The sequence below is a fragment of the Sulfuriferula sp. GW1 genome, assembly GCF_047300855.1.
Classification (GTDB): domain Bacteria; phylum Pseudomonadota; class Gammaproteobacteria; order Burkholderiales; family Sulfuriferulaceae; genus Sulfuriferula.
The window spans coordinates 2,240,380-2,261,071 of record NZ_CP170197.1 but is presented as its reverse complement, the minus strand read 5'-3'; the positions used below and the strand labels follow the sequence as shown (position 1 = coordinate 2,261,071).

Sequence of the window (20,692 nt, the reverse complement as noted above, 5' to 3'; positions counted from 1 at the left end):
GTTAAACGCCTTGTTTCAAACTGGCTTGAATGAACTCATCCAGATCGCCGTCCAGCACTTTCTGGGTATTGGAAATTTCCACGTTGGTACGCAAGTCCTTGATGCGCGACTGGTCGAGCACGTAGGAGCGGATCTGATGGCCCCAGCCGACGTCGGATTTGCCGGCTTCGAGCTTGTCCTGCTCGGCCTGGCGTTTACGCAGTTCGGCTTCGTACATGCGTGATTTCAGCATGGACATGGCCTCGGCGCGGTTCTTGTGCTGGGAGCGGTCGTTCTGGCATTGCACCACGATGCCGGTGGGGATGTGCGTAATGCGCACCGCCGAATCGGTCTTGTTGATGTGCTGACCGCCCGCACCCGAGGCGCGGTAGGTGTCGACACGCAGATCGGCCGGGTTGATATCAACCTCGATGGAATCGTCCACTTCCGGGTAGACGAACACGCTGGCGAACGAGGTATGGCGGCCGCCAGATGAGTCGAACGGCGATTTGCGCACCAGCCGGTGCACGCCGGTTTCGCTGCGCAAAAAGCCGTAGGCATATTCACCATCGACCTTGATGCTGGCCGATTTGATACCGGCCACATCGCCGTCGGAGACTTCCATCACCTCGGTCTTGAAGCCTTTGCGCTCGCAGTAACGCAGATACTGGCGCAACAGCATCGATGCCCAGTCGCACGCCTCGGTGCCGCCCGCTCCGGATTGAATGTCAATAAAGCAGTTGGCGGGGTCCATCGGATTGGCGAACATGCGGCGGAATTCCATGGTTTCCACGGTCTGTTCCAGCTTTGCCGTATCGTCGCCCACCGCTTCCAGCGTGGCGTCATCGTTTTCCTCGCGCGCCATCTCGAACAGGTCGCGCGCATCGCGCAAACCCTGGTCCAGGCTTTGCAGAGTGAGTACCACATTTTCCAGCGATTTTTTCTCGCGGCCCAGTTCCTGGGCGCGTTTCTGGTCGTTCCAGATGGCCGGATCTTCAGCCAGCACGTTGACTTCCTCGAGGCGGCCTAACTTGGTATCGAAGTCAAAGATACCCCCGAAGTTCGGCGGTGCGGCGCACCAGGTCGGTCAGGGTGGCATCGATCTGATTGAGGCGTTCTGCTTCCATGATGTTTGTATAAGGTGCTGAAAAACGGCAAATTATATCATTCTTGTACTACTGCCTTCACGCGTAGAATAAGCGCCTCAATTGATGAAGGACTCGCACCATGAAAAAAACCGACCTGTACAAAAACCAGGGACTGAAAATCAACAGCCAGATGAAACAGGCCGGCATCCCCGGCCGTTTCGGCGGTGAGGCAGGGGCCATGCCGGACCGGCGCGAACAGCGCAAGCTGGATCAGGCGCAGGGCCTGGTGCCGTTTGCAGTGAAACTCAACAGTGAACTGGTGCAACAGATACAAGCTCTGGCGCAAACGCGCCAGATGGGTTTGAACGAGATGGTGGCCGAATTGCTGAAAAAGGGTCTGGCGGGGTGATCGATTTTGCCGGAATGAAATCGAGTGGGCGAACAGCAAGGCGCGCTATGTGTCGTATGAAAATTCGTTTTTCCATCCTGCCTGCGGCGGCGGCCATGCTGCTGGCAACCAATGTATTGGCGCAACCCGCGGCCGGAGGAGGCGAGCCGTCGCTGGCGTTCAAGCTCACCCCCGCTTTTTACCGTATCAGCGACGGCAATAATGCGGCTGACCTTAACCTGCGCGCCGATTATGGTGACAATGTTGGATGGATTGGTTATTACCGCGACCGGCTTGGGTTTCAACAAGCTCGTGCCGGTTACGAGAGGCACGCTGACTTGGGTGCCGCGCGCCTGGTTCTTTCCGTTCAGGTGGCCTCACACGGATTTCTGGGCGGCTCGGCAAATGCGGAAATCGGCGGCGACACCTTTGCCATTGTCGGCTTTGGTCGTACCAATCTGCGCGATTACTACAATCTCAACTTCGATCCGAACGATGCCATCACGCTCGGTATCGGTACGCGCGCGATCAGTAATACAGTACTGTCGCTATTTATGGTCAAGGATGACCGGCTCGGCACCGGGCAACGCGTCACCCACTTGATAGCACGTCGCAGGTTTGCCGAAAAGCAGCGGTTTACAATAGATCTGTCCTACAAAAGCGGGAGAAACACGGTAGGCGACGACGTTGAGGGAAGCGGTATCGCCCTGACATACGATTACGCGCCCTGGTTTGGGCGCGTGGCCTACGATCCTTACGTCAATTTCAGCGCCAATCGAATGACGCTATTTGCTCTCGGCAGGCGCTTCTGAAAACTGCAATCCTGAATGTTTCGGAATGACTGAAACCGCCAGCCTGATTTCATTATTTGTCAGCAGCTTTCTCGCGGCCACGCTATTGCCGGGGGGCTCGGAGGCGGTGCTGTTCGCGCTGCTTAAAGCCTATCCGTCAACGATGTGGACGGCTCTTGGCATCGCCACCCTGGGCAACACGCTGGGCGGTATGGTGAGCTTCGGCATGGGCTGGCTGGTGCCGCAAACCAAACGACTCAAACATGTGGAGAAGGTGCGCCGTTACGGCACGCCGGCATTGCTGCTTGCCTGGGTGCCCTTGATCGGCGATGCCTTATGCCTGGCTGCCGGCTGGCTGCGTCTCAATCCGTGGCAGGCCGCTCTGTATATGGCGATGGGCAAATTCGCACGCTATTGGGTGATTGCTTACGCCGCCGGTTGATCCGGAAGGCAAAAGGCAAAAGGCAAAAGGCAAAATTTAGCCCCTTCCCTAGGCTTGATTTTTGCCTTTTGCCTTCTATTCTCCCCCGCACTCTGCGTGGTTAACGGCTTTTTCCAGGATCAAGCAGCCTTCAAAACAGTTTGCGTATCCTGTCGTAACCCCGGGCAATTTCATCCGCTAACTGCTTGGCAGCCGTCCTGACGTTCCTGGCGGTGTCTTCTGCGGAGTCGCCCACCAGGCTGGCCTTGGCGCGCAGCTGCGTCAGTTTGCCTTCCATGCTTTCCCATTCTTCCATGGCTTCCAGCTTGGCCAGATGGGCCTGGACAATCAGTTCATCACGTTGCTGGGCAAGACCATCCAGCATTTTTTGTATTTCCTCGCGCGTATCCATGCCGTCTCCTTTCTGATTGCGATAGGGGTATCAGGTTTCTACAATATAGCCCGGATTCCGGGAGGATGGGTTTGAATTGATGCCGGACTCATAGTTCTGCCAGTACCCGGATATGGGCGGCGGCACTGCGACCCAGCGCGGGCAGGGCATAACCGCCCTCAAGGGTGGAAACGATGCGGCCATGGGCGTATTGCTGCGCAATGGTTTTCACCTGTTGCGTCACCCATGTGTAGTCTGCCTCGGTGAGATTCAGCATCGCCATGTCGTCCTCGCGGTGGGCGTCAAAGCCGGCGGAAATGAACACCATTTCCGGCGCAAATTGTTCCAGCGCAGGCAGGCACCGTGCCATGAAGGCCGCGCGGAATCCGGCGCCATCCGTGCCTGCCGGCAGCGGCACGTTGATGATGTGTTCGTTGCCGGAACCCGCGCCGCTGTGCGGGTAGAACGGATGCTGGAAAGTGGAGCACAACATGACGCGCGGATCATCGTGGAAAATTTCCTCGGTACCGTTGCCGTGGTGCACATCGAAGTCGACGATGGCCACACGCTGCAAGCCGTGCTGCGCGAGGGCATGGGCGACGCCGACAGCAACGTTGTTGAAAATGCAGAAGCCCATGGCCTGGTCGCGGGTGGCGTGGTGGCCGGGCGGGCGTACCTTGCAAAAGGCGTTGTCCACCTCGCCCCGCATCACCATATCGGTAGCCATGACTGCCGCGCCCGCCGCACGCAGGGCCGCTTCCAGTGTATAGGGGTTCATCGCGGTGTCGGGGTCAAGCCTGGTCAGCCCGGCGCCAGGCGCACTGGCCTCTATCCGGTCCAGATGCGCCGCCGTGTGCACCCGCAACAACTGTTCCCGGGTGGCGCGCGGCGCATCGTAATAGCGCAGAAAATCATGCAGCCGGGCGGCGATGAGCTGATCCTGGATAGCAGTGAGCCGCTCCGGGCACTCCGGGTGGTGCGGTCCCATGTCGTGTCTGGCGCAAGCGGGATGGGAGATGATGGCGGTGAACACAGGCTTGGTCTCGTTCGGTTGGCAGCAAGAATGATCATGTTGTAACCAATGGATGCTACATTGCAAATACTTTGTAACGATCGGGTCAAGTTATGGCGAGTCATTACCTCACCCCCCTGTTCAGTCCGCGTTCGGTCGCCGTGATCGGTGCCAGCACCAAGCTGGAGTCGATCGGCGGCATCGTGTTCCAGAACATGCTGCAAGCCGGTTTCCGCGGCAAAATCTACGCCGTCAACCCGAAATACACGGAAGTTCAGGGGCAGCCCTGCTATGCCAGCCTCGCCGATATCCCGGAGCAGGTCGACCTGGTGGTGATCGCCACGCCTGCCGCCAGCGTGCCGGATCTGGTGGAAATCGCCGGACGTCGTGGCGTGCGCGCGGCGGTGGTGATGTCCGCCGGCTTCAGCGAGGGCAGCGCGCAAGGCAAGGCGCTTGAAGCGGCCATGCAGCAAAATGCACAGCGCCACGGGCTGCGGCTGATCGGGCCGAATTGCCTGGGCATCATGCGCCCCAGTATCGGACTCGACGTGACCTTCAGCCGCGGCGGTGCCAACCCGGGCAATCTGGCGCTGGTCTCGCAGTCCGGGGCGATTTGTACTGCCATCCTCGACTGGGCCAAACCCAATGGCGTGGGCTTTTCCACCGTGGTCTCCGTGGGCATTTCCGCCGATCTGGATTTCGGCGAGATCCTCGACTATCTGGTGGCCGATCCCCTCACCGACAGCGTGCTGCTCTACATCGAGGGTATCCGTAACGCGCGCGGTTTCATGAGCGGTTTGCGCGCGGCCGCGCGCGTCAAGCCGGTGATCGTGGTGAAATCCGGGCGTCACCAGAGCGGCTCGCGCGCCGCGCAGTCCCACAGCGGGGCGCTGGTCGGCGCCGACGACGTGTTCGATGCCGCGCTGGCTCGCGCCGGTGTAGTGCGGGTGGATACCATCGTGCAGCTGTTCGCCGCGGCCAAGGCGCTGGCCGGACACCTGCGCAGCCAGGGAAACCGCCTGGCCATCGTCACCAACGGCGGCGGGCCGGGCGTGATGGCAGCGGACCGGGTGGCGGAGCGCGGCGTCCGGCTGGCCGAGCTGGCGCCGGAAACCATGACCCGGCTGGATGCGGTGCTACCCGCCACCTGGTCGCACGGCAATCCGGTGGATGTGATCGGCGACGCCGATGCCGGGCGCTATCGCGCGGCGATGCGCGCCTGTCTGGAAGACCCCGGCGTGGACGGCGTATTCGTGATTCTCACCCCGCAGGCCATGACGCATCCTCTGCAAGTGGCCGAGGCCGTGATCGAGGCAGCAGCGTCCACCAGCAAGCCGGTGCTGGCCTGCTGGATGGGCGAAACGCAGATCGCCGAAGGACGGCGGGCCTTGACCGCGGCGGGTATTCCCAATTTCCGCACGCCGGAGCCGGGGGTGGATGTGTTCGCCTGCATCTCTGCCCATTACGTGAACCAGAAGCTGCTGTTGCAAACCTCCGGACCGCTTTCCCACCACCTTGAGCCGGATGTGGAAGGTGCGCGCTTGCTGATCGAGAATGCCTTGTCCGAGCGCCGCCGCGTATTGAGCGAGATGGAGTCCAAGGCGCTGCTGGCGGCTTTCCACATTTCGGTGGCGCAGGCGATGCTGGCGCGCTCGCCCAACGAGGCCCTGCAGATCGCCGAGCAACTGGGCTTTCCCATCGCGATGAAAATCCTTTCCCCCGATATCACCCACAAGACCGATGCCGGGGGTGTGCGGCTCAATCTGAACAACGCCAGCGCCTTGCGCTCGGCCTACCATGAGCTGATCGCCACGGTGGAAGCAGCCCGGCCGGGTGCGCGCATCGAGGGCGTGCTGATCGAGCCCATGGTGATCAAACCCAACGGCCGCGAGTTGCTGGTGGGAGTGATCCGCGATCCGGTATTCGGCCCGGTGATCACTTTCGGCGCCGGCGGCACCGCAGTGGAAGTGCTCGCCGACCGCGCGGTGCAGCTGCCGCCCCTCAATGCTTACCTGGCCCGCAACATGATCGCTTCCACCCGCGTCGCACGCCTGCTCGGCGCGTTCCGGCACCTGCCGCCAGTCAATATGGAAACGCTGGAGAGCGTGCTGTTGCGGGTGTCGGAGATGGTGTGCGAGCTGCCCTGGCTGGAGGAGATGGACATCAATCCGCTGATCCTGGACGAGCACGGTGCGCTGGCTGCCGATGCGCGCATCGTGATCGGGCCACGGCCGCCGCTGGCGGACCCTTACGCCCACATGGCGATCTGCCCCTACCCGACGCAGCTGGTCAGCCACTGGCAACTGCCGGACGGCACCAATCTCACTATCCGCCCGATTCGACCGGAAGACGCGGAAATGGAGCAGGCATTCGTACGCGGCCTGTCCCATGAAACCAAATATTTCCGCTTCATGGACACCCTGCAGGAACTCTCTCCCAGCGCGCTGGCACGTTTCACCCAGATCGACTACGACCGCGAGATGGCGCTACTCGTCTCCAGCGTGGAAAACGGCCGCGAAGTGGAACTGGCCATAGCTCGCTACATCACCAATCCGGACGGCGAATCCTGCGAATTTGCGCTGGTCGTGGCCGACGCCTGGCAGCACCGGGGAATCGGCCGCAAATTGCTGCACAGCCTGTTCGACGTGGCCCGGCAGAAAGGTTTGAAACGCGTGGAAGGCGAGGTGCTGTACAGCAATGAGAAAATGCTGGAGATGATGCGCTCGCTCGGTTTTCAGGTCAGCCAGAACCCGGACGATGCGCAGGTGAAACAGGTGGTGAAATACCTTTAGTCACGCCTGTAAAATCCTTATTGAAGAAGCTTGATCCCGGCCCGGCCTATTTGCAAGGCCGGCACCTCGCAGTTGCCGGGATGGTTTACTTGCGGCCGGTTTCCCAACCCCATTTGGCGAATATTTTTGCGCCTGCAGGGGATTCCAGGAAGCTGGCAAAAGCCCTGGCTGACGGTTTGTTTTCAGCGCGCTTGGTGATGGCGATACCGGTATCGCGATAGATGGCGTAGTCGCGCTCAACCGGCACGATGTCGGCCAATTTCGGGTTGGAAACCTGCCAGATATTCCAGATCAGCCAGACGTCGATGTCCTTGTTGTCTATCCAGGCCTGCCTGGCTTCGGCGCTGTTTTTGGAATAGGCGACGATATTGCGGCGCAGCGCGCGGACGGTGTTGATATCGCCCTTGCGCCCGGCCATGTCTTCCCAGACACCGTTCTGGCCCGCGCCGTTTACCACCAGTACTTTCACGCCAGGCTTGAGAATGTCTTTCACGCCCTTGATGTGTTTGGGGTTGCCGGGCCGCACCAGGATGGACAACGGACGCAGGTACAAAGGCGTGACTTGCTGATGGGAAAGCTGGCCGTCCAGGGCGTAGACAAAATCGGTCATCATCGTCTCCGAGCCGCTGAAAATCAGATCGGCGTCGCTCTTCGCCTTGTCCAGCCATTGAGGCGTGGGGCCGGCGCTGACTTCGACTTTGACGCCCGAGGTTTTTTCAAAAGCAGCGGCGGCCTCCTTCATGGCCGGGGCGGGGCCGCCTGGACCGTAAACGTATAGCGTTTCCTGTGCCAGAGCCGACTGGGATAGCGCGACTGCAGCGGAAAAAACGAGTGCATGAAAACTGTTGAAGAGCATGGATTTGTTTAGAAACATAGTGAGGCTCCAAAAAATTGAAAGATATTGCCGTGTTCAAAAAGAAAGCACGCCCTGCTGGTCCGGGACCGTACAGCGTGTGCTTGTCTGTTTGTCCACAAGGCGCCGCAAGTGTTCAGCGTTGCACCTGTACCGGGGTGCCGGGCTTGTCGTCGCTAACGGGTGCAATCACCAGGTAACGGCGCGGCCTGGTGCCTTGATCCTCTACCGTTTTACGCAATGGCCCGATTGCAGCGACAATCTGCGCGCCGGCGGGATTGGTCATGAATTTCGCTACGGGTTCAAGATGGCCCGAACCGTCTGCGTTATCGGAAAGCGCCAACAGATAGGGCTTTTTGGGCTCCAGACCGGTGACGGCGGCTTCAAGCGCATCGACCAGACCCTGATTGTTGAGGGTCACGGTTGTCTCGGCCTTGGTGGCCCCGGATGAAGCCAGGGTCAAATGTATGGCATCTCCCGATGTACCTATGGGCGACAGGTTTTCGGTGCCGGGGCCGTCGGGAACCGCATTCGGTATGTAGACCATGCCTTGCGGGGCCTGCCCGGTGCTGATAGTCGAAACCACCTTGTTGCTTGCGGTATCGATTGCCGCCACGCCATTCCTGTTTTCCAGGCCGACGTAAATCCGCGTGCCGTCACCCGAAGGCCAGAGCCCATGCGGCAGTTCGCCGGTCGGAATCGTGGCCACCAGTTCAGGGTGATCCGAGGTGGTAAATACTTTGACCTCATTGAGTCCGCCGATGGTGACATAGGCAAACTGGCCTTGCGCGTTGCGCGCGAAATTGACGTGGTTGGTTATCGGCCCGGTATCCAGTAAGGCGATTGTATTGAAGGGCGGTTTGGCATTGACCACCTGGGTTTTGCCGATGTCTTTGAGCGTGAACCATACCTGCCTGCCGTCAGGCGTTGCGGCAACGTCCGGACTGAAAGGCGAGGCCTGCGTCACACGGCCGATAATCTTGTGGGTTTTGGTATTGATGACCACCATTTCCGGGGTGAAGCTCGACACCACGTAGCCGTATTTTCCATCGGGTGAAAAAATTGTCATGCCGGGGCCATTGGGCACCTGGATGCGGTGGATCGGCTGGTAAGTCCTGCCGTCGAGTACCTGGATATAATCCTCTCCACGGACGGCGACCCACACTTCCTTGCCGTCCGGCGTGAACATTGCCTCGTGGGGTGAGCGTCCCACATAACTGATGTGCTTGACGCGGTTGGTTGCGGTATCAATGAAAGCAACCGAGTTGGAACCGATTGAAACCACCAGGAGTGTACGACGGTCGGGAGAAAATCCCATCCCATGCACCAGTAGCTGTCCCTTGTAAAGTGGACTCAGATTGCCGGGGGTCGGGTCACCCAGGCGAATGACGCCCAGCAGTTTTTCACTGGCCGGGTCGACGACGGAAACGGTATTCGACGTCTGGTCACTTAAATACACCCGGTCGCGCGAGCTGACTGGGATATCCGGCGCCTGCGCAGCACCGGGTGCCTGGCCGGCCAAAACCGGGTTGCCGAGTGGCGCTACCAGCATCAGTAGTGCCATGTAGATTTGAGTCAATTTCATCGGAATAGTCCTTTGTCATCAAGGGTTGATGGAATGAGGAGCGGAATGTTTTTTTAACTCCCGCTGCATCACCATGATTTCGGATCCCTGAGTCACGATGATCTCCTGGGCCAGTCTGCGCAGTACCGGATTCTTGCCATACAGGAGCTCGGCCTTTGCCATGTCGATGGCGCCCTGGTGGTGGGGAATCATCATGCTGGAAAAGTCGTGGTCGGGATCGCCATTCATGGGGGCATGGGCCATTCCGTAATCCATTACGCTCATTGAGTCGTTCATCAGGGTCGGGAAGGATTTGGCAGAGCTGGCAACAAAGGGTGGGGGTGCCTGGGTGGCCATGCCATGGTGCTGATGTACTTCCTGTGCAGACACGGCGTGGCCTGCGCTCCACAGGAAAATCCATAACAGCCCGGCTGGCAGGCGATGCAGGCAGTGATGGTTTTTCAACGATTGCATATCATCACGCTCCATTAAAATCAAAAAATTCACTGGGCTGACGCTTCCGCCATTGCAAGGCCTGTGCCTGCCCGTGCCTGGGGTGGCAGGGCTTGCTCGCCTTTACATGGCTAGAGGGAAGTCCTTCTGCCAGCTGGTTCAATACGCGGCGGCAGCCAGTTTCGGATCGATTTGCCAGATTTCGTCAACGATCTTGCCGTCGCGGTAGGTCAGCACATAGCGCACCTTGATCGCGCTCTGCCCCTGGAACACGACATTGGCAGTGACGGTAGCGCCTTTCGGATTCGCGGACTCTTCCACCTTGTCGGCGCTGACTTTGAGGTTCGGGTTGCCTTTGGTGAATTTTCCCCAGGCTTCGCGTACCTTGTCGGCACCGACATAGGTGCCGTCCAGCGGGCCGCCGACCCATTCCAGCACGGGCTGCGCCCCGTATTGCTGCATGATGGCAGACACATCGCCGGTGGCTATGGCGTTGAAGTGGGCCTTGGCGTCGTCTGCGGGCGCGGCCAGTGCGGACGAGGCAATGGCGAGACTGACAGCGGTTGCGGACAGGATTTTTTTCAGCATGACGGGTGTTCCTCCTGTTGGGTGGGTCGACATGAGTGCTACCCTGACGTATACAGTCGCACGCCGCGTTTTATTCGCCTGTTCCAATATTGTTTTGAAATTCCGGAAACAGGAAAATTTCCGTCCATGGATGGAATAAACTGCCTTAACCGGCCGTATATGTAGAATAAATCAGCTGCTGTTGCGAACTATTTTTTGAAGTAGCGTTAGAGCCTATGCCGTTATTCAAACATCCGATCATTGACCATATCCCCAGCCTGCGCCGCTACGCCCGTGCGCTGACCGGAGGCCGTCCGGACGACGCCGATGACCTGGTACAGGACACGCTGGAACGCGCCTATGCCAAGTGGCACTTGTGGCGAATCGGCTCGGATCTGCGTCCCTGGCTGTTTTCCATCATGCATAACCTGTTCGTGAGCCAGGTGACGCAGCTTAAAAACCGCACATCGCATGTCACGCTCGACGATATGCCGGAGATCGCCACGCGCGCCACCCAGTCGGAGCGGCTGGAAGGGCTGGACATTGCGGCTGCCGTGACCCGGCTCTCCCCTGAATTGCGCGAAGTATTGTTGCTGGTGGCACTCGAAGATTTCAGCTATGCCCAGACCGCCAAGGCGCTCGATATCCCGATTGGCACAGTGATGTCGCGTCTGGCGCGTGCGCGGCAACGGCTAATGGAATTCATGGATGGCACAATATCTTTTGAGCACAAAGTTGGATTAAAGGTAGTGAAATGAAGGCACATGTACAGCCTGTTACGCTGGATGATCTGATGGCTTATGTCGATGGGCAGCTGGATGCTCAGCGGTGCCCGCAAGTCGAGGCGCTCATCGCATCCGATCCGCTTGTCGCTGAACGTGTCGCCGGGATGCGCGCGCAGCGTCAGGCGTTGCATGCCCATTACGACCCGGTTTTGACCGAGCCCATACCGGTACGACTCCTCGCCCGGCCCCAGACCGGTTCTGCGTGGACCAGGGGAGCGAGCATTGCCACATCGGCATTGATCGGCCTGGCGCTAGGCAGTGCCGGTACCTGGCAATACCTGGGCCACGTTTCAGGTGGCTCAACGAATATGGCTTTAAACGGAAGTCAGATGGATTTGCCGCGCTTTGTGCATCAGGCTGCGGTGGCCCATATTGCCTTTGTGCCGGATGTGCGCCGCCCAGTTGAAATCTATTCGGCCCAGGAACAACAACTGGTGACCTGGTTGTCCAAGCGGCTGGGACGCCAGCTCAAGGTACCCGATCTGGCCAGCACCGGATTCAAGCTGGTAGGGGGGCGCCTGCTACCCAGCGAAATCAATAAGCCGGCGGCGCAATTCATGTATGAAAACCCGACGGGTCAGCGTATTACCTTATATCTGCGCAACATGGCGCAACCCACGCCGGAAACCGCGTTCCGTTTTGCCGAGCAGGACGGCATCGCCACGTTTTATTGGGTTGATCTGGACTGGGGCTATGCGCTGTCAGGGGATTTGCCGCGCACCACTTTATTGAAAGTGGCTAACTCGGTGTATCAACAACTGGGTGGTTGAGCATGGCCGCCACAGAATACTGCTCCCGGTTCTGATCGAGTTTGTTAAGGCTGTCCAAAACGCCTTGTCAGGTATTTCATCCGTTGGGAATCATTGTGTATGGATAGGCTCTGTGCTGGACAAGACGTCCGTGCAATGCCGTGGCAGTGTATAGCCATTGGCGGGGTCGTCTATCGCCGCAATGTTGATCACTGGCGCAATTGATTTGACCGAGCCGAACACCGTAGCGAATGAAGCATCGGCAGCGTCCCGCCCGGTACCGAGTCTGACCAGACCCATCGGCGGTGAAATGCCGCTGGGATCAAAGGAATACCAGCGGTTACTGAGAAAAACTTCGACGAAGGCATGAAAATCGGTCGGCCCTAATATTGGGTCGGCGCCATAATCGATTCCCGTGACGAAGCGTGCAGGGATATTCATCGCCCGGCACAACGCTATCATCAAATGGGCGAAGTCACGGCATATCCCCGCCTGCTCGATGAGGGTATCGGTTGCCGAGGTGTTGCTGTTCGAGCTTCCTGACAAAAATGACGTGCGCCGGCGCACCCAATCCTGTATCGCCTGTACCCGCGGATAGCCGGGTTGAAAATGCGCGAATTCCCAGGTTGCCAGCTTCCCCAACCGGTCGGACTGGCAGTAGCGACTCGGGTAAATATACTGCAGCACCTCCGACGGCAGTTGCGAAATCGGGACTTCCGCAAGGTTTTCAGGCGACTCGAAATAATGGGAGATATCAACTGTCGCCTCGTAGCGTACGGTCAACGGGCCAGGGGCGGCTTGCAGTCGCATGTAACGCGTGCCAAAGGTCAGATCGGTATAGATCACCGGAGTTACCTGCTGGCTGAGATAAAGCTGCTCGTTGACGACTGATTGATGGGCTGTTTGCGCGGCATGAATGTTAAAGATGAAATCGCTTGCAGATCCGACGATTTCGTAGCCAAGTTCTATGTCGAATTTTAATCTGATCATGTCGACCCCGCATTATTATGGACAATGGATGGGAGGATGTATCTCCTGTATCAACTCGCCTCCCGCACGCCTTCTTCCAGCCCCGCCGCAAACGTTAATAGCGCGACATTGTCACGTGCGAAGAAGCCTTGAAAGTCGCCGAAACGTTGTACGTATTCGATAATCAGCGCGGAAAAATCCGACGCGGAAGAGAAGATTTGCTTGAGACCCTCCTCACGTGAGCCGACGGTGTCGAGCAGAAAGCCTTTGCCCTGGGCAGTGATCGCTTCCACGACAATATCAATAGATTCCTTGCCGTCATGCTGGCCATCTTTTACCGCAAGCGCCATGTGGTGCAAGCGCGGGCCATAGTTGCGCACGAAGGTTTCGGTGGGGCTGGGCAGTTTATCCAGGTGGTTGACGCAGTAGGGGTGATTGTTGGCGGTGAACACCTTGGCCGGGCTTGCGGATTCGGGTACGCCGCGCACGTTTTTGGTGACGTTGGTGGAGGAGTTCTGATCCCCGATATCGTAGCTGCCCCAGTAGTAGTAGCTCGACAGCGCCAGGTATTCAAGCAAAGCGGCCTCGCGGTTCTGACTGTACACGCGGGTGGCAAGATGGTCGATAGGCAGAATGAGGTCTTTGATGCCGATCCGTTCCTGCATCTCCTTGCCGCGTTCGTAGGCCGCTTGCGCACTGTCAAGGATGACGCATTCACCATGCTGATAGACGCGGATACCGTCCGCAGCTCGCTCCATATAGCCCACCATGTTCTGGGTATAGGGTGAGGGCTTGGACAGGCTCACATTAAGCGGTAAATCCAGTTCGGCGAGCTGGCCGATGGGAAAGAAGCGAAACTCGCGCTCCTGTTGCTGTGCAACGACTTCGTGACGGTTGGACGTGAGCAGGATTTCGCCCAGATAACGGCTGTGCGGACGCCGTGCGCCCACCGGGTACAAGTCATTCAGGCTGCGGAAAATATCGCTGTAGCCCGGATCTTTTACCTCGCGCAACAGGATGTCGGGCGCATTCATATCGATGCGCAGTACGTGTGTGAGATGTTTTGGGCTGTCCAGCGTGACCAGATAATGATACGGCGTCATCAGCGCCAGTTCGGCGATGTATTCAAGCGCATTGCCCGGCTCCACAGTAATCATCACTGCCTCGATGCCACCGATCATTTCGGTCAGGCCGCTGCGGTCGCGCGCCTCCAGCAGGCGCGGCAGGTATGTCTCAAAGAACGCGGAGTTTTGCTTGTCGCCAAAGCGCGGGCGGTCGGTTGAATGGAGCATGTCTGTTCCTGTGCTTACCTGGGTTGCCAGCGCAAATCCAGGGTCATGGGGAAACGCGGATTAAGTGCTTCGGGTTTGATTACCATTGCCCCTGTGCTGTGGCCGTGATCCCAGAACCGCGCTCGGCGGCGCGCCTCAGCCTCATTGGCATTGACCGGAAAAGTGTCGTAGTTGCGCCCGCCGGGGTGGCTGACGTGATAGGTGCAACCCCCGATGGCACGGTCATTCCAGCTGTCCACCACATCGAATACCAGGGGCGCATGAACACCAATGGCGGGGTGTAATGCAGACGGCGGTGCCCATGCCTTGAAGCGTACTGCAGCAACGAATTCACCGGGCACGCCAGTCGGATGCAGCGGTAGCGGACGGCCATTGCACGCTACCTGATGGCGGCTGTCGGTCATGCCGCGCACCTTGACCTGCATCCGTTCTGCCGATGAGTCCACATAGCGTGCCATCCCGCCCGCGGCCATTTCTTCGCCCAGCACATGCCACGGCTCGATGGCCTGGCGCAGCTCCAGCTGTATACCCTCATAGGCCACGCTGCCGTAGCGTGGAAAGCGGAACTCGATGAACGGCGCAAACCAGGCGTCGTCGAATGCATAACCTGCTGCGCGCAGGTCGCGGCTGATGTCGCGTATGTCCTGCTCGATAAAATACGGCAGCATGAAGCGGTCGTGCAGCGCAGTATCCCAGTACACCAGCTTGCCTTGATAAGGTGTTTTCCAGAACCGGGCTACAAGCGCCCGCAGCAATAGCGATTGCACCAGACTCATACGGTAATGGGGCGGCATCTCGAACGCGCGCAATTCCACCAGCCCGAGCCGTCCGGTAACAGAATCCGGCGCGTACAGCTTGTCGATGCAGAATTCCGCGCGGTGCGTGTTGCCGGTCAGGTCAATCAATAAATTGCGCAATAGCCGGTCCACCAGCCAGGGCTGGTGGCTTTCTTTACCGGGAGTGAGCCTGGCGTCCATTTGCTGGAACGCGATTTCCAGTTCGTACAGGTTGTCATCGCGCGCTTCGTCCACCCGCGGCGCCTGGCTGGTGGGGCCGATGAACTGTCCGGAAAACAGGTAGGACATGGCCGGATGTTGCTGCCAGTAAGTAATCAGGCTTTTCAGCAGGTCCGGCCGGCGCAGAAATGGGCTGTCTGCCGCTGTAGCCCCTCCCAGCGTGACGTGGTTGCCGCCGCCGGTACCGGTGTGGCGACCATCAAGCATGAATTTTTCGCTGCCCAGCCGGGTCTGGCGTGCATCCTCATACAGTGTCTGGGTACGTTCCATCAGCGTCGGCCAATCGGCAGCGGGGTGGATGTTGACCTCGATGACGCCCGGATCGGGTGTGACTGACAGCGACAACAAACGCGGGTCGCGCGGAGGCGCGTAACCTTCCAGGCGAATGGGCTGGTTAAGTGCTTCAGCGCAGTGTTCCAGCGCAGCGACCAAGGCTAGCCAGGATTCAATCGTGGTGGTGGGCGGCATGAAAACGTGCAACAGACCGTCGCGTACTTGCAGCGCCAGCGCCGTGTGGATGACTTCGCGCGCATTCGGGGATTCGTCGATGACAGAGGCGGCGGTTGTCCTGGGAGCAGGTGGAGATTCCGGCAGCGGGACGTGCTCGGAAAACGGGTCGGGAGCCAACTCGACTTCAAAATCTTCTGGCGCCAGCCACGGCAGGCTGTCCAGCGGCAGCCGATAACCCAGCGCGGAATCGCCTGCCACCAGATACAGTCGATCCTGACGTAACGGCCAGCGGCTGGAACGCCATTGCGGTGCTACGGCGGTACCGGCTTTAAGCGGCAGCACATAGCCGACAACCTCTGCCAGTCCGGCGCGTAGCTGCTTAGCAAGACGGGTACGCGCATCGGGTTGGGTGAGGTCAGCCACGTGTGGGTCGAGGTTGGCAGGCAAGCGGCTTTCCATATCCAGCGCCTGCCACGGGTCTTCATACGCCGGGATAATATAGCCTGGGTTGAGTCCAAGCCGCTGGGCAAGGTGGGTGGCGAAGTTTTTGAGTGCATCGAGGCTGATGGTTTTGCTGGCCTCGGCAACAAGTGCCGGGTTGTGCCAGAGTGGGGTGCCATCCGCGCGCCAATAGACCGTCAGAGCCCAGCGTGGCAGCGGTTCGCCCGGATACCATTTGCCTTGGCCGAAGTGCAGCACGCTGCCGGGAGCAAACCGTGTTTGCAGACGTCGGATCAGGGTATTGGCAAGCGTCCATTTTTCTTCGCCCAGCGCGGCGATGTTCCATTCCTCGCCGTCCATGTTGTCGATTGAGACAAAGGTTGGCTCGCCCCCCTGGGTGAGGCGCACATCGCCTTTTTTCAATTCGGCGTCAATCTGCAGCCCGAGCGCGTTAGTCGCCTGCCACTGTGCGTCGGTGTAGGGTTTGGTCACACGCGGATCTTCGTGAATACGGGTGACAGTCATGGTCACGTCGAGCTTCGATTCGCAGATGCCGGTGAGGCCATTGATAGGCGCAGCGGAGGCGGGCTGCGCAGTGGCGGCCAGTGGAATATGACCTTCTCCGGCGAGCAGGCCCGAGGTTGCATCCAGCCCTATCCAGCCGGCGCCGGGGATATAAGCTTCGCACCAGGCGTGCAGATCGGTGAAATCGGCACTAGGGCCGGCGGGGCCGTTGAGAGGTTTTTCATCGGCGGCAAGCTGAATCAGATAACCCGATACAAAGCGTGCGGCAATGCCCTGGTTACGTAATACCTGTACCAGCAGCCAGGCGCTGTCGCGGCACGAGCCGGAGCCTTTGGTGAGCGTTTCCTCGCAGCTTTGCACGCCCGGCTCCATGCGGATGAGATAGGCCACGCTGCGTTGTATGTGTTGATTTGTGTGTACGAGAAAATTGGTGATGCCTATCTCGGCAGGTAAAGTGCGATGGAAATCCGCGAGCCATTCATTGAGTGCAGTTCCCGCAGCATCAGCCTGCAGAAACGGTGTGAGCTCGGACTGAAGTTCTGCCGGATACTGAAACGGGTAATGTTCTGCCCATGGCTCGACAAAAAAATCGAATGGATTGATTACCGTCATGTCCGCCACCAGGTCCACCGTCACTTCGAGTTCGCGTGTTGGCTCAGGAAAGGTGAGGCGGGCCACGAAATTACCGTAGGCGTCCTGCTGCCAGTGAATAAAGTGTTTGGCTGGCTGCACCTTAAGCGAATATGCCGAAATGGGAGTACGGTTATGGGCCGCAGGCTTGAGCCGTATTTCATGGGGGAATACCATGACCGAACGATCGAAGCGGTAACGGCTGTGATGATGCAGAGCAACGCGTATGGTCATATCAGGTAGGCGGTATGGAGAAGCTGTCGCGGGTGTCCGGCGCAATTTCCCAATCGGGGTCGGGGAGCGAAGCGAATACGCCGCGCAGGCCTTCGCTCCAGCGCTGGCTGATCTGGGAAAAATAGCTGTCGTTATCGGTGATGTGATGTACGCGATCCAGATTAAAGCTATCGCGCGCATAGCACGCCAGATCTATCGGCAGTCCTACCGAGATATTGCTGCGCATGGTCGAGTCAAACGATACCAGTACGCACTTGATGGCATCCATCAGGGGCGTTTCGGCATGAATGACGCGATCGATAATGGGTTTGCCGTATTTGGTTTCGCCGATCTGGAAGTAAGGGGTTTCGTCGGTAGCCTCGATAAAATTGCCCTCGTCGTACATCAGGAACAAGCGTGGCGGCTCACCGCTTACTTGACCACCCACGATAAAATTAGTACCTACCCTGACATTTCCTTCGAGTAAAAATGGGCCGTCGCGGTCACGTACCTCGCGCAGGCAGTCTCCAAGCAACATGGCTACGTCAGTCATGGATTCGACATTCCACAGATTGCGTAATTCATTGCGCCGTCCGCGTTGCTCGAACAAATTGATCGCGTTCTGGGTGATGGACAAATTACCCGAGCTGAGGATGACGATGACGCGGTCGCCATTATTGACGAAACTGCGCATCTTTTTGAAGCAGGCGATTTGATCCACCCCCGCGTTGGTCCGGGAATCCGAAGCAAATACCAATCCGGCGTTGAGCTTGAGCGCGACGCAATAAGTCATGAGGTAAGCAGTGCTGTCATGGAGTGCCTTTTACTGTACTTGAGCCATCTGGCGCATGGGAAACGGCACAACTGATTCGTCGCGGCGCGCCAGATATGCGCTGCGAATTTCCTTCGCGAGGACATCGATCCGCCCGAGAAAGTCGGTCAGATACTCATGCAATCCTTCGGCGAAGATATTTTCAATGAGATTGAAATGCAGGGAAGCATGTAGTTCGCCCGCGCAACGGCGAGCTTCGCGTCCGGTCGAGCCGTTGATGATTTCCAGAGTGGAATCCACCTCGTTCAGACAGGCGTGCAGCGAACGCGGCATGTCGGCGCGCAGTACCAATAGCTCGGCAACGCGTTGCGGTGAAATCACATCGCGGTATATTTTACGATATGCCTCAAGTGCACTGACCGAACGCAACAGCGCACCCCACTGGTAATAATCTGCTGCGCCGCCGACATCCTGTACGCTGGGCAGCAGAATGTGGTACTTGACGTCGAGAATGCGCGCGGTGTTGTCAGCCCGCTCCAGAAAGGTGCCGAGGCGGATGAAGTTGAGCGCATCGTCTTTGAGAATGGTCCCCAGAGTCACCCCGCGAAACAGGTGCGAGCGTTCTTTCACCCAGTCGAAAAATGGTGTCAGACGATTGCCACTGAGGGTAGGTGACATGCGGTTGAGTTCCAGCCAGGTGGCGTTAATGATTTCCCACATTTCTCCGGTGATTGCACCGCGAACAGCGCGTGCGTTTTCCCGGGCCAGCATTAGGCTGGTATAGATGCTGGCCGGGTTGTCCGGATCCAGTGCGATAAAGCGTGTTACCGAAACCGATTCCGCCAATCCGCCATATTTGGCAGTATAGTCGGCGGCACAGCCAGAAATGTTGAGGGGGGCATACCACAAGTTGGCTTCTGCGCCAGCGGAATCGTCCGGGAGCAACGAGGTGCTATGCGTGACATCCAGTACGCGAGCGGTATTTTCGGCACGCTCGATGTAGCGCGCCATCCAGAACAGGTGATCTGCGGTTCGTGACAACATGATTTAATCCTCCAATATCCAGGTGTCCTTGGTGCCGCCGCCCTGGGATGAGTTGACGACCAGTGATCCCTCGGTCAATGCCACGCGGGTGAGTCCTCCCGGCACCAGGCGGATTTCCTTGCCGGACAGTACGAATGGGCGCAAATCCACGTGACGTGGGGCGATACCGGCCTCTACCAGGGTAGGGCAGGTGGATAGCGCCAAAGTTGGTTGGGCGATAAAGCTGGCAGGGCTGGTCAGAATCCGTTCGCGGTACGCAACAATTTCATCGGGAGTGCTGGTCGGACCGACCAGCATGCCGTAGCCTCCCGAGCCTTGTACTTCTTTCACTACGAGCTCTGGCAAGTGGGCGAGTACGTATTTGAGATCTTCCGGCTCGCTCAGACGCCAGGTGGGTACGTTGGAAAGAATGGGTTTTTCTCCCAGATAAAATTCGATCATGGCCGGCACATAAGGGTAAGTTGACTTGTCATCGGCCACGCCGGTGCCGACACCGTTGGCCAGTACTACCCCTCCACCGCGGTATGCGCCCATCAGACCGGGAACGCCCAGCATCGAATCGGGGCGGAAAACCAGCGGATCGAGAAAATCATCATCCACACGTCGATAAATGACGTGTATTTGCTGCGGACCCTCGGTGGTATGCATGTAGACCTTGTCTGCATGGACAAACAAATCCTTGCCCTCCACCAGTTCCACCCCCATTTGACTGGCGAGGAAAGCGTGTTCGAAATAGGCACTGTTGTTGGCTCCAGGTGTCATCACAACAATTACTGGTTGATCCACATTGGGGGGGGCCGCCTCGATCAGGGTGTCGAGCAGCATTTGCGGATAGTGGTCGACCGGGGCGACGGTATGGCTGGCAAACAGATCGGGAAACAGCCGCATCATGGTATTTCGGTTTTCCAGCATGTATGACACGCCAGAGGGTGTGCGCAGATTGTCTTCCAGTACATAGAAGTCCTTTTCTGCCACACGCACCAGATCAATGCCGGCAATGTGTGCATAGATATGATTAGGCAAATCGATACCTTGCATTTCCGGCTGATACTGGCTGTTTTTCAGTATCTGATGGGCGGGAATCAAACCGGCCTTGATGATTTCCTGGCCGTGATAAATATCGTGTAAAAAAGCGTTAATCGCTCGCACTCGCTGCTTCAGGCCGCGCGCCAGGAGACCCCATTCGCTGGCACTGAATATGCGTGGAATAACGTCGAATGGAATCAGGCGTTCAGCGCCTGCGTCCTGCCCATAAACGGCAAAGGTAATTCCCAGTCGACGAAACAGTACCTCGGCTTCGCGTTGTTTCAGAGATAGTGCTTCCAGGGGCATGGAAAATAGCTGGCCAGTTACATCCCTGTATTGATCGCGCACTTCGCCTTCCGGGGAGAGCATTTCGTTGAATGCGGGCGGTTTAGACAATATGGTTGTAGATTCATGCATAGTCTTACTCTGCTCAGGCCGTGAATGCTCACGGCATTTCTATAAATCACATTGTTCTCTCTTG

At 58.3% G+C, this 20,692-nt stretch carries 19 protein-coding genes; 6 read left to right on the top strand and 13 right to left on the bottom strand.

Features of this window, described 5'->3' with window-relative positions; all coding sequences use genetic code 11:
* Position 1: 1 nt before the first annotated feature.
* A protein-coding gene (prfB, locus tag ACFDAU_RS11010) for a peptide chain release factor 2 (protein WP_124704295.1) occupies positions 2–1,106 on the bottom strand; the annotation gives its coding sequence in 2 pieces (ribosomal slippage) (positions 2–1,024 and positions 1,026–1,106; 1,104 coding nt in all).
* A 100-nt stretch (positions 1,107–1,206) separates the two neighbouring features.
* Between prfB and ACFDAU_RS11005 the strand changes: the two genes are divergently transcribed.
* Genes ACFDAU_RS11005 through ACFDAU_RS10995 form a run of 3 tightly spaced genes read left to right on the top strand, consistent with a single transcriptional unit; the run spans position 1,207 to position 2,688 of the window.
* Positions 1,207–1,476, top strand: coding sequence for a hypothetical protein (locus ACFDAU_RS11005; RefSeq protein WP_124704296.1), 270 nt, complete (start codon positions 1,207–1,209; stop codon positions 1,474–1,476).
* A 56-nt stretch (positions 1,477–1,532) separates the two neighbouring features.
* Positions 1,533–2,267 (top strand): hypothetical protein, encoded by a 735-nt coding sequence (locus tag ACFDAU_RS11000; RefSeq protein ID WP_413436972.1) that lies wholly within the window; start codon positions 1,533–1,535, stop codon positions 2,265–2,267.
* Between the two features lie 25 nt (positions 2,268–2,292).
* Positions 2,293–2,688, top strand: a complete 396-nt coding sequence (locus tag ACFDAU_RS10995) for a YqaA family protein (RefSeq protein ID WP_413436971.1) — start codon at positions 2,293–2,295, stop codon at positions 2,686–2,688.
* Positions 2,689–2,818: 130 nt separating this feature from the next.
* On the opposite strand, the gene ACFDAU_RS10990 is transcribed toward ACFDAU_RS10995, so the two are convergent.
* Positions 2,819–3,079 carry a hypothetical protein gene (locus ACFDAU_RS10990; RefSeq protein WP_413436970.1) on the bottom strand — a complete coding sequence of 87 codons (261 nt, stop codon included), beginning with the start codon at positions 3,077–3,079 and terminating at the stop codon, positions 2,819–2,821.
* 88 nt (positions 3,080–3,167) lie between these two features.
* Complete coding sequence (locus ACFDAU_RS10985; protein WP_413436969.1) at positions 3,168–4,091, bottom strand: histone deacetylase family protein; 924 nt, start codon at positions 4,089–4,091, stop codon at positions 3,168–3,170.
* 92 nt (positions 4,092–4,183) lie between these two features.
* Between ACFDAU_RS10985 and ACFDAU_RS10980 the strand changes: the two genes are divergently transcribed.
* Positions 4,184–6,862 (top strand): GNAT family N-acetyltransferase, encoded by a 2,679-nt coding sequence (locus ACFDAU_RS10980; RefSeq protein WP_413436968.1) that lies wholly within the window; start codon positions 4,184–4,186, stop codon positions 6,860–6,862.
* Between the two features lie 85 nt (positions 6,863–6,947).
* On the opposite strand, the gene ACFDAU_RS10975 is transcribed toward ACFDAU_RS10980, so the two are convergent.
* The 4 genes from ACFDAU_RS10975 to ACFDAU_RS10960 all read right to left on the bottom strand — a co-directional run bounded on the left by ACFDAU_RS10975 (position 6,948) and on the right by ACFDAU_RS10960 (position 10,320).
* On the bottom strand, positions 6,948–7,736 hold the full coding sequence (locus ACFDAU_RS10975) for an extracellular solute-binding protein (RefSeq protein WP_413436967.1): 789 nt from the start codon (positions 7,734–7,736) through the stop codon (positions 6,948–6,950).
* A gap of 115 nt (positions 7,737–7,851) precedes the next feature.
* Positions 7,852–9,300 (bottom strand): YncE family protein, encoded by a 1,449-nt coding sequence (locus ACFDAU_RS10970; protein ID WP_413436966.1) that lies wholly within the window; start codon positions 9,298–9,300, stop codon positions 7,852–7,854.
* A gap of 18 nt (positions 9,301–9,318) precedes the next feature.
* Positions 9,319–9,753, bottom strand: a complete 435-nt coding sequence (locus ACFDAU_RS10965) for a DUF305 domain-containing protein (RefSeq protein ID WP_413436965.1) — start codon at positions 9,751–9,753, stop codon at positions 9,319–9,321.
* 138 nt (positions 9,754–9,891) lie between these two features.
* Complete coding sequence (locus ACFDAU_RS10960) at positions 9,892–10,320, bottom strand: nuclear transport factor 2 family protein (protein WP_413436964.1); 429 nt, start codon at positions 10,318–10,320, stop codon at positions 9,892–9,894.
* 215 nt (positions 10,321–10,535) lie between these two features.
* Between ACFDAU_RS10960 and ACFDAU_RS10955 the strand changes: the two genes are divergently transcribed.
* Both ACFDAU_RS10955 and ACFDAU_RS10950 read left to right on the top strand, forming a co-directional pair.
* Positions 10,536–11,057 (top strand): sigma-70 family RNA polymerase sigma factor, encoded by a 522-nt coding sequence (locus tag ACFDAU_RS10955; protein WP_413436963.1) that lies wholly within the window; start codon positions 10,536–10,538, stop codon positions 11,055–11,057.
* Positions 11,054–11,854 carry an anti-sigma factor family protein gene (locus ACFDAU_RS10950; RefSeq protein ID WP_413436962.1) on the top strand — a complete coding sequence of 267 codons (801 nt, stop codon included), beginning with the start codon at positions 11,054–11,056 and terminating at the stop codon, positions 11,852–11,854. The genes ACFDAU_RS10955 and ACFDAU_RS10950 overlap by 4 nt, the downstream gene beginning before the upstream one ends.
* 90 nt (positions 11,855–11,944) lie before the next feature.
* Here the strand turns inward: ACFDAU_RS10950 and ACFDAU_RS10945 are convergent, their stop codons facing one another.
* From ACFDAU_RS10945 to ACFDAU_RS10920, 6 genes are read right to left on the bottom strand one after another with little or no spacing between them, the layout of a single operon-like run.
* Complete coding sequence (locus tag ACFDAU_RS10945) at positions 11,945–12,823, bottom strand: transglutaminase-like domain-containing protein (protein ID WP_413436961.1); 879 nt, start codon at positions 12,821–12,823, stop codon at positions 11,945–11,947.
* Between the two features lie 50 nt (positions 12,824–12,873).
* Positions 12,874–14,094: a hypothetical protein gene (locus ACFDAU_RS10940; RefSeq protein WP_413436960.1), complete on the bottom strand. Its 1,221-nt coding sequence runs from the start codon at positions 14,092–14,094 to the stop codon at positions 12,874–12,876.
* A gap of 14 nt (positions 14,095–14,108) precedes the next feature.
* Positions 14,109–17,390 (bottom strand): DUF2126 domain-containing protein, encoded by a 3,282-nt coding sequence (locus ACFDAU_RS10935; RefSeq protein ID WP_413436959.1) that lies wholly within the window; start codon positions 17,388–17,390, stop codon positions 14,109–14,111.
* A 1-nt stretch (position 17,391) separates the two neighbouring features.
* The gene (locus tag ACFDAU_RS10930; RefSeq protein WP_413436958.1) at positions 17,392–18,162 is read right to left on the bottom strand and encodes a peptidase; all 771 of its coding nucleotides are present in this window, start codon (positions 18,160–18,162) and stop codon (positions 17,392–17,394) included.
* A 30-nt stretch (positions 18,163–18,192) separates the two neighbouring features.
* Positions 18,193–19,185, bottom strand: coding sequence for an alpha-E domain-containing protein (locus ACFDAU_RS10925; RefSeq protein WP_413436957.1), 993 nt, complete (start codon positions 19,183–19,185; stop codon positions 18,193–18,195).
* Between the two features lie 3 nt (positions 19,186–19,188).
* On the bottom strand, positions 19,189–20,628 hold the full coding sequence (locus tag ACFDAU_RS10920) for a circularly permuted type 2 ATP-grasp protein (RefSeq protein ID WP_413436956.1): 1,440 nt from the start codon (positions 20,626–20,628) through the stop codon (positions 19,189–19,191).
* Between the last annotated feature and the right edge of the window lie 64 nt (positions 20,629–20,692).

Excerpts from the sequence above, each read along its gene's own strand:
- ACFDAU_RS11005 (WP_124704296.1), top strand. The coding sequence starts at position 1,207 with ATGAAAAAAACCGACCTGTACAAAAACCAGGGACTGAAAATCAACAGC.
- ACFDAU_RS11000 (WP_413436972.1), top strand. The coding sequence starts at position 1,533 with ATGAAAATTCGTTTTTCCATCCTGCCTGCGGCGGCGGCCATGCTGCTG.
- ACFDAU_RS10995 (WP_413436971.1), top strand. The coding sequence starts at position 2,293 with ATGACTGAAACCGCCAGCCTGATTTCATTATTTGTCAGCAGCTTTCTC.
- ACFDAU_RS10990 (WP_413436970.1), bottom strand. The coding sequence starts at position 3,079 with ATGGATACGCGCGAGGAAATACAAAAAATGCTGGATGGTCTTGCCCAG.
- ACFDAU_RS10980 (WP_413436968.1), top strand. The coding sequence starts at position 4,184 with ATGGCGAGTCATTACCTCACCCCCCTGTTCAGTCCGCGTTCGGTCGCC.
- ACFDAU_RS10975 (WP_413436967.1), bottom strand. The coding sequence starts at position 7,736 with ATGTTTCTAAACAAATCCATGCTCTTCAACAGTTTTCATGCACTCGTT.
- ACFDAU_RS10970 (WP_413436966.1), bottom strand. The coding sequence starts at position 9,300 with ATGAAATTGACTCAAATCTACATGGCACTACTGATGCTGGTAGCGCCA.
- ACFDAU_RS10965 (WP_413436965.1), bottom strand. The coding sequence starts at position 9,753 with ATGCAATCGTTGAAAAACCATCACTGCCTGCATCGCCTGCCAGCCGGG.
- ACFDAU_RS10960 (WP_413436964.1), bottom strand. The coding sequence starts at position 10,320 with ATGCTGAAAAAAATCCTGTCCGCAACCGCTGTCAGTCTCGCCATTGCC.
- ACFDAU_RS10955 (WP_413436963.1), top strand. The coding sequence starts at position 10,536 with ATGCCGTTATTCAAACATCCGATCATTGACCATATCCCCAGCCTGCGC.
- ACFDAU_RS10950 (WP_413436962.1), top strand. The coding sequence starts at position 11,054 with ATGAAGGCACATGTACAGCCTGTTACGCTGGATGATCTGATGGCTTAT.
- ACFDAU_RS10945 (WP_413436961.1), bottom strand. The coding sequence starts at position 12,823 with ATGATCAGATTAAAATTCGACATAGAACTTGGCTACGAAATCGTCGGA.
- ACFDAU_RS10940 (WP_413436960.1), bottom strand. The coding sequence starts at position 14,094 with ATGCTCCATTCAACCGACCGCCCGCGCTTTGGCGACAAGCAAAACTCC.
- ACFDAU_RS10935 (WP_413436959.1), bottom strand. The coding sequence starts at position 17,390 with ATGACCATACGCGTTGCTCTGCATCATCACAGCCGTTACCGCTTCGAT.
- ACFDAU_RS10930 (WP_413436958.1), bottom strand. The coding sequence starts at position 18,162 with ATGACTTATTGCGTCGCGCTCAAGCTCAACGCCGGATTGGTATTTGCT.
- ACFDAU_RS10925 (WP_413436957.1), bottom strand. The coding sequence starts at position 19,185 with ATGTTGTCACGAACCGCAGATCACCTGTTCTGGATGGCGCGCTACATC.
- ACFDAU_RS10920 (WP_413436956.1), bottom strand. The coding sequence starts at position 20,628 with ATGCATGAATCTACAACCATATTGTCTAAACCGCCCGCATTCAACGAA.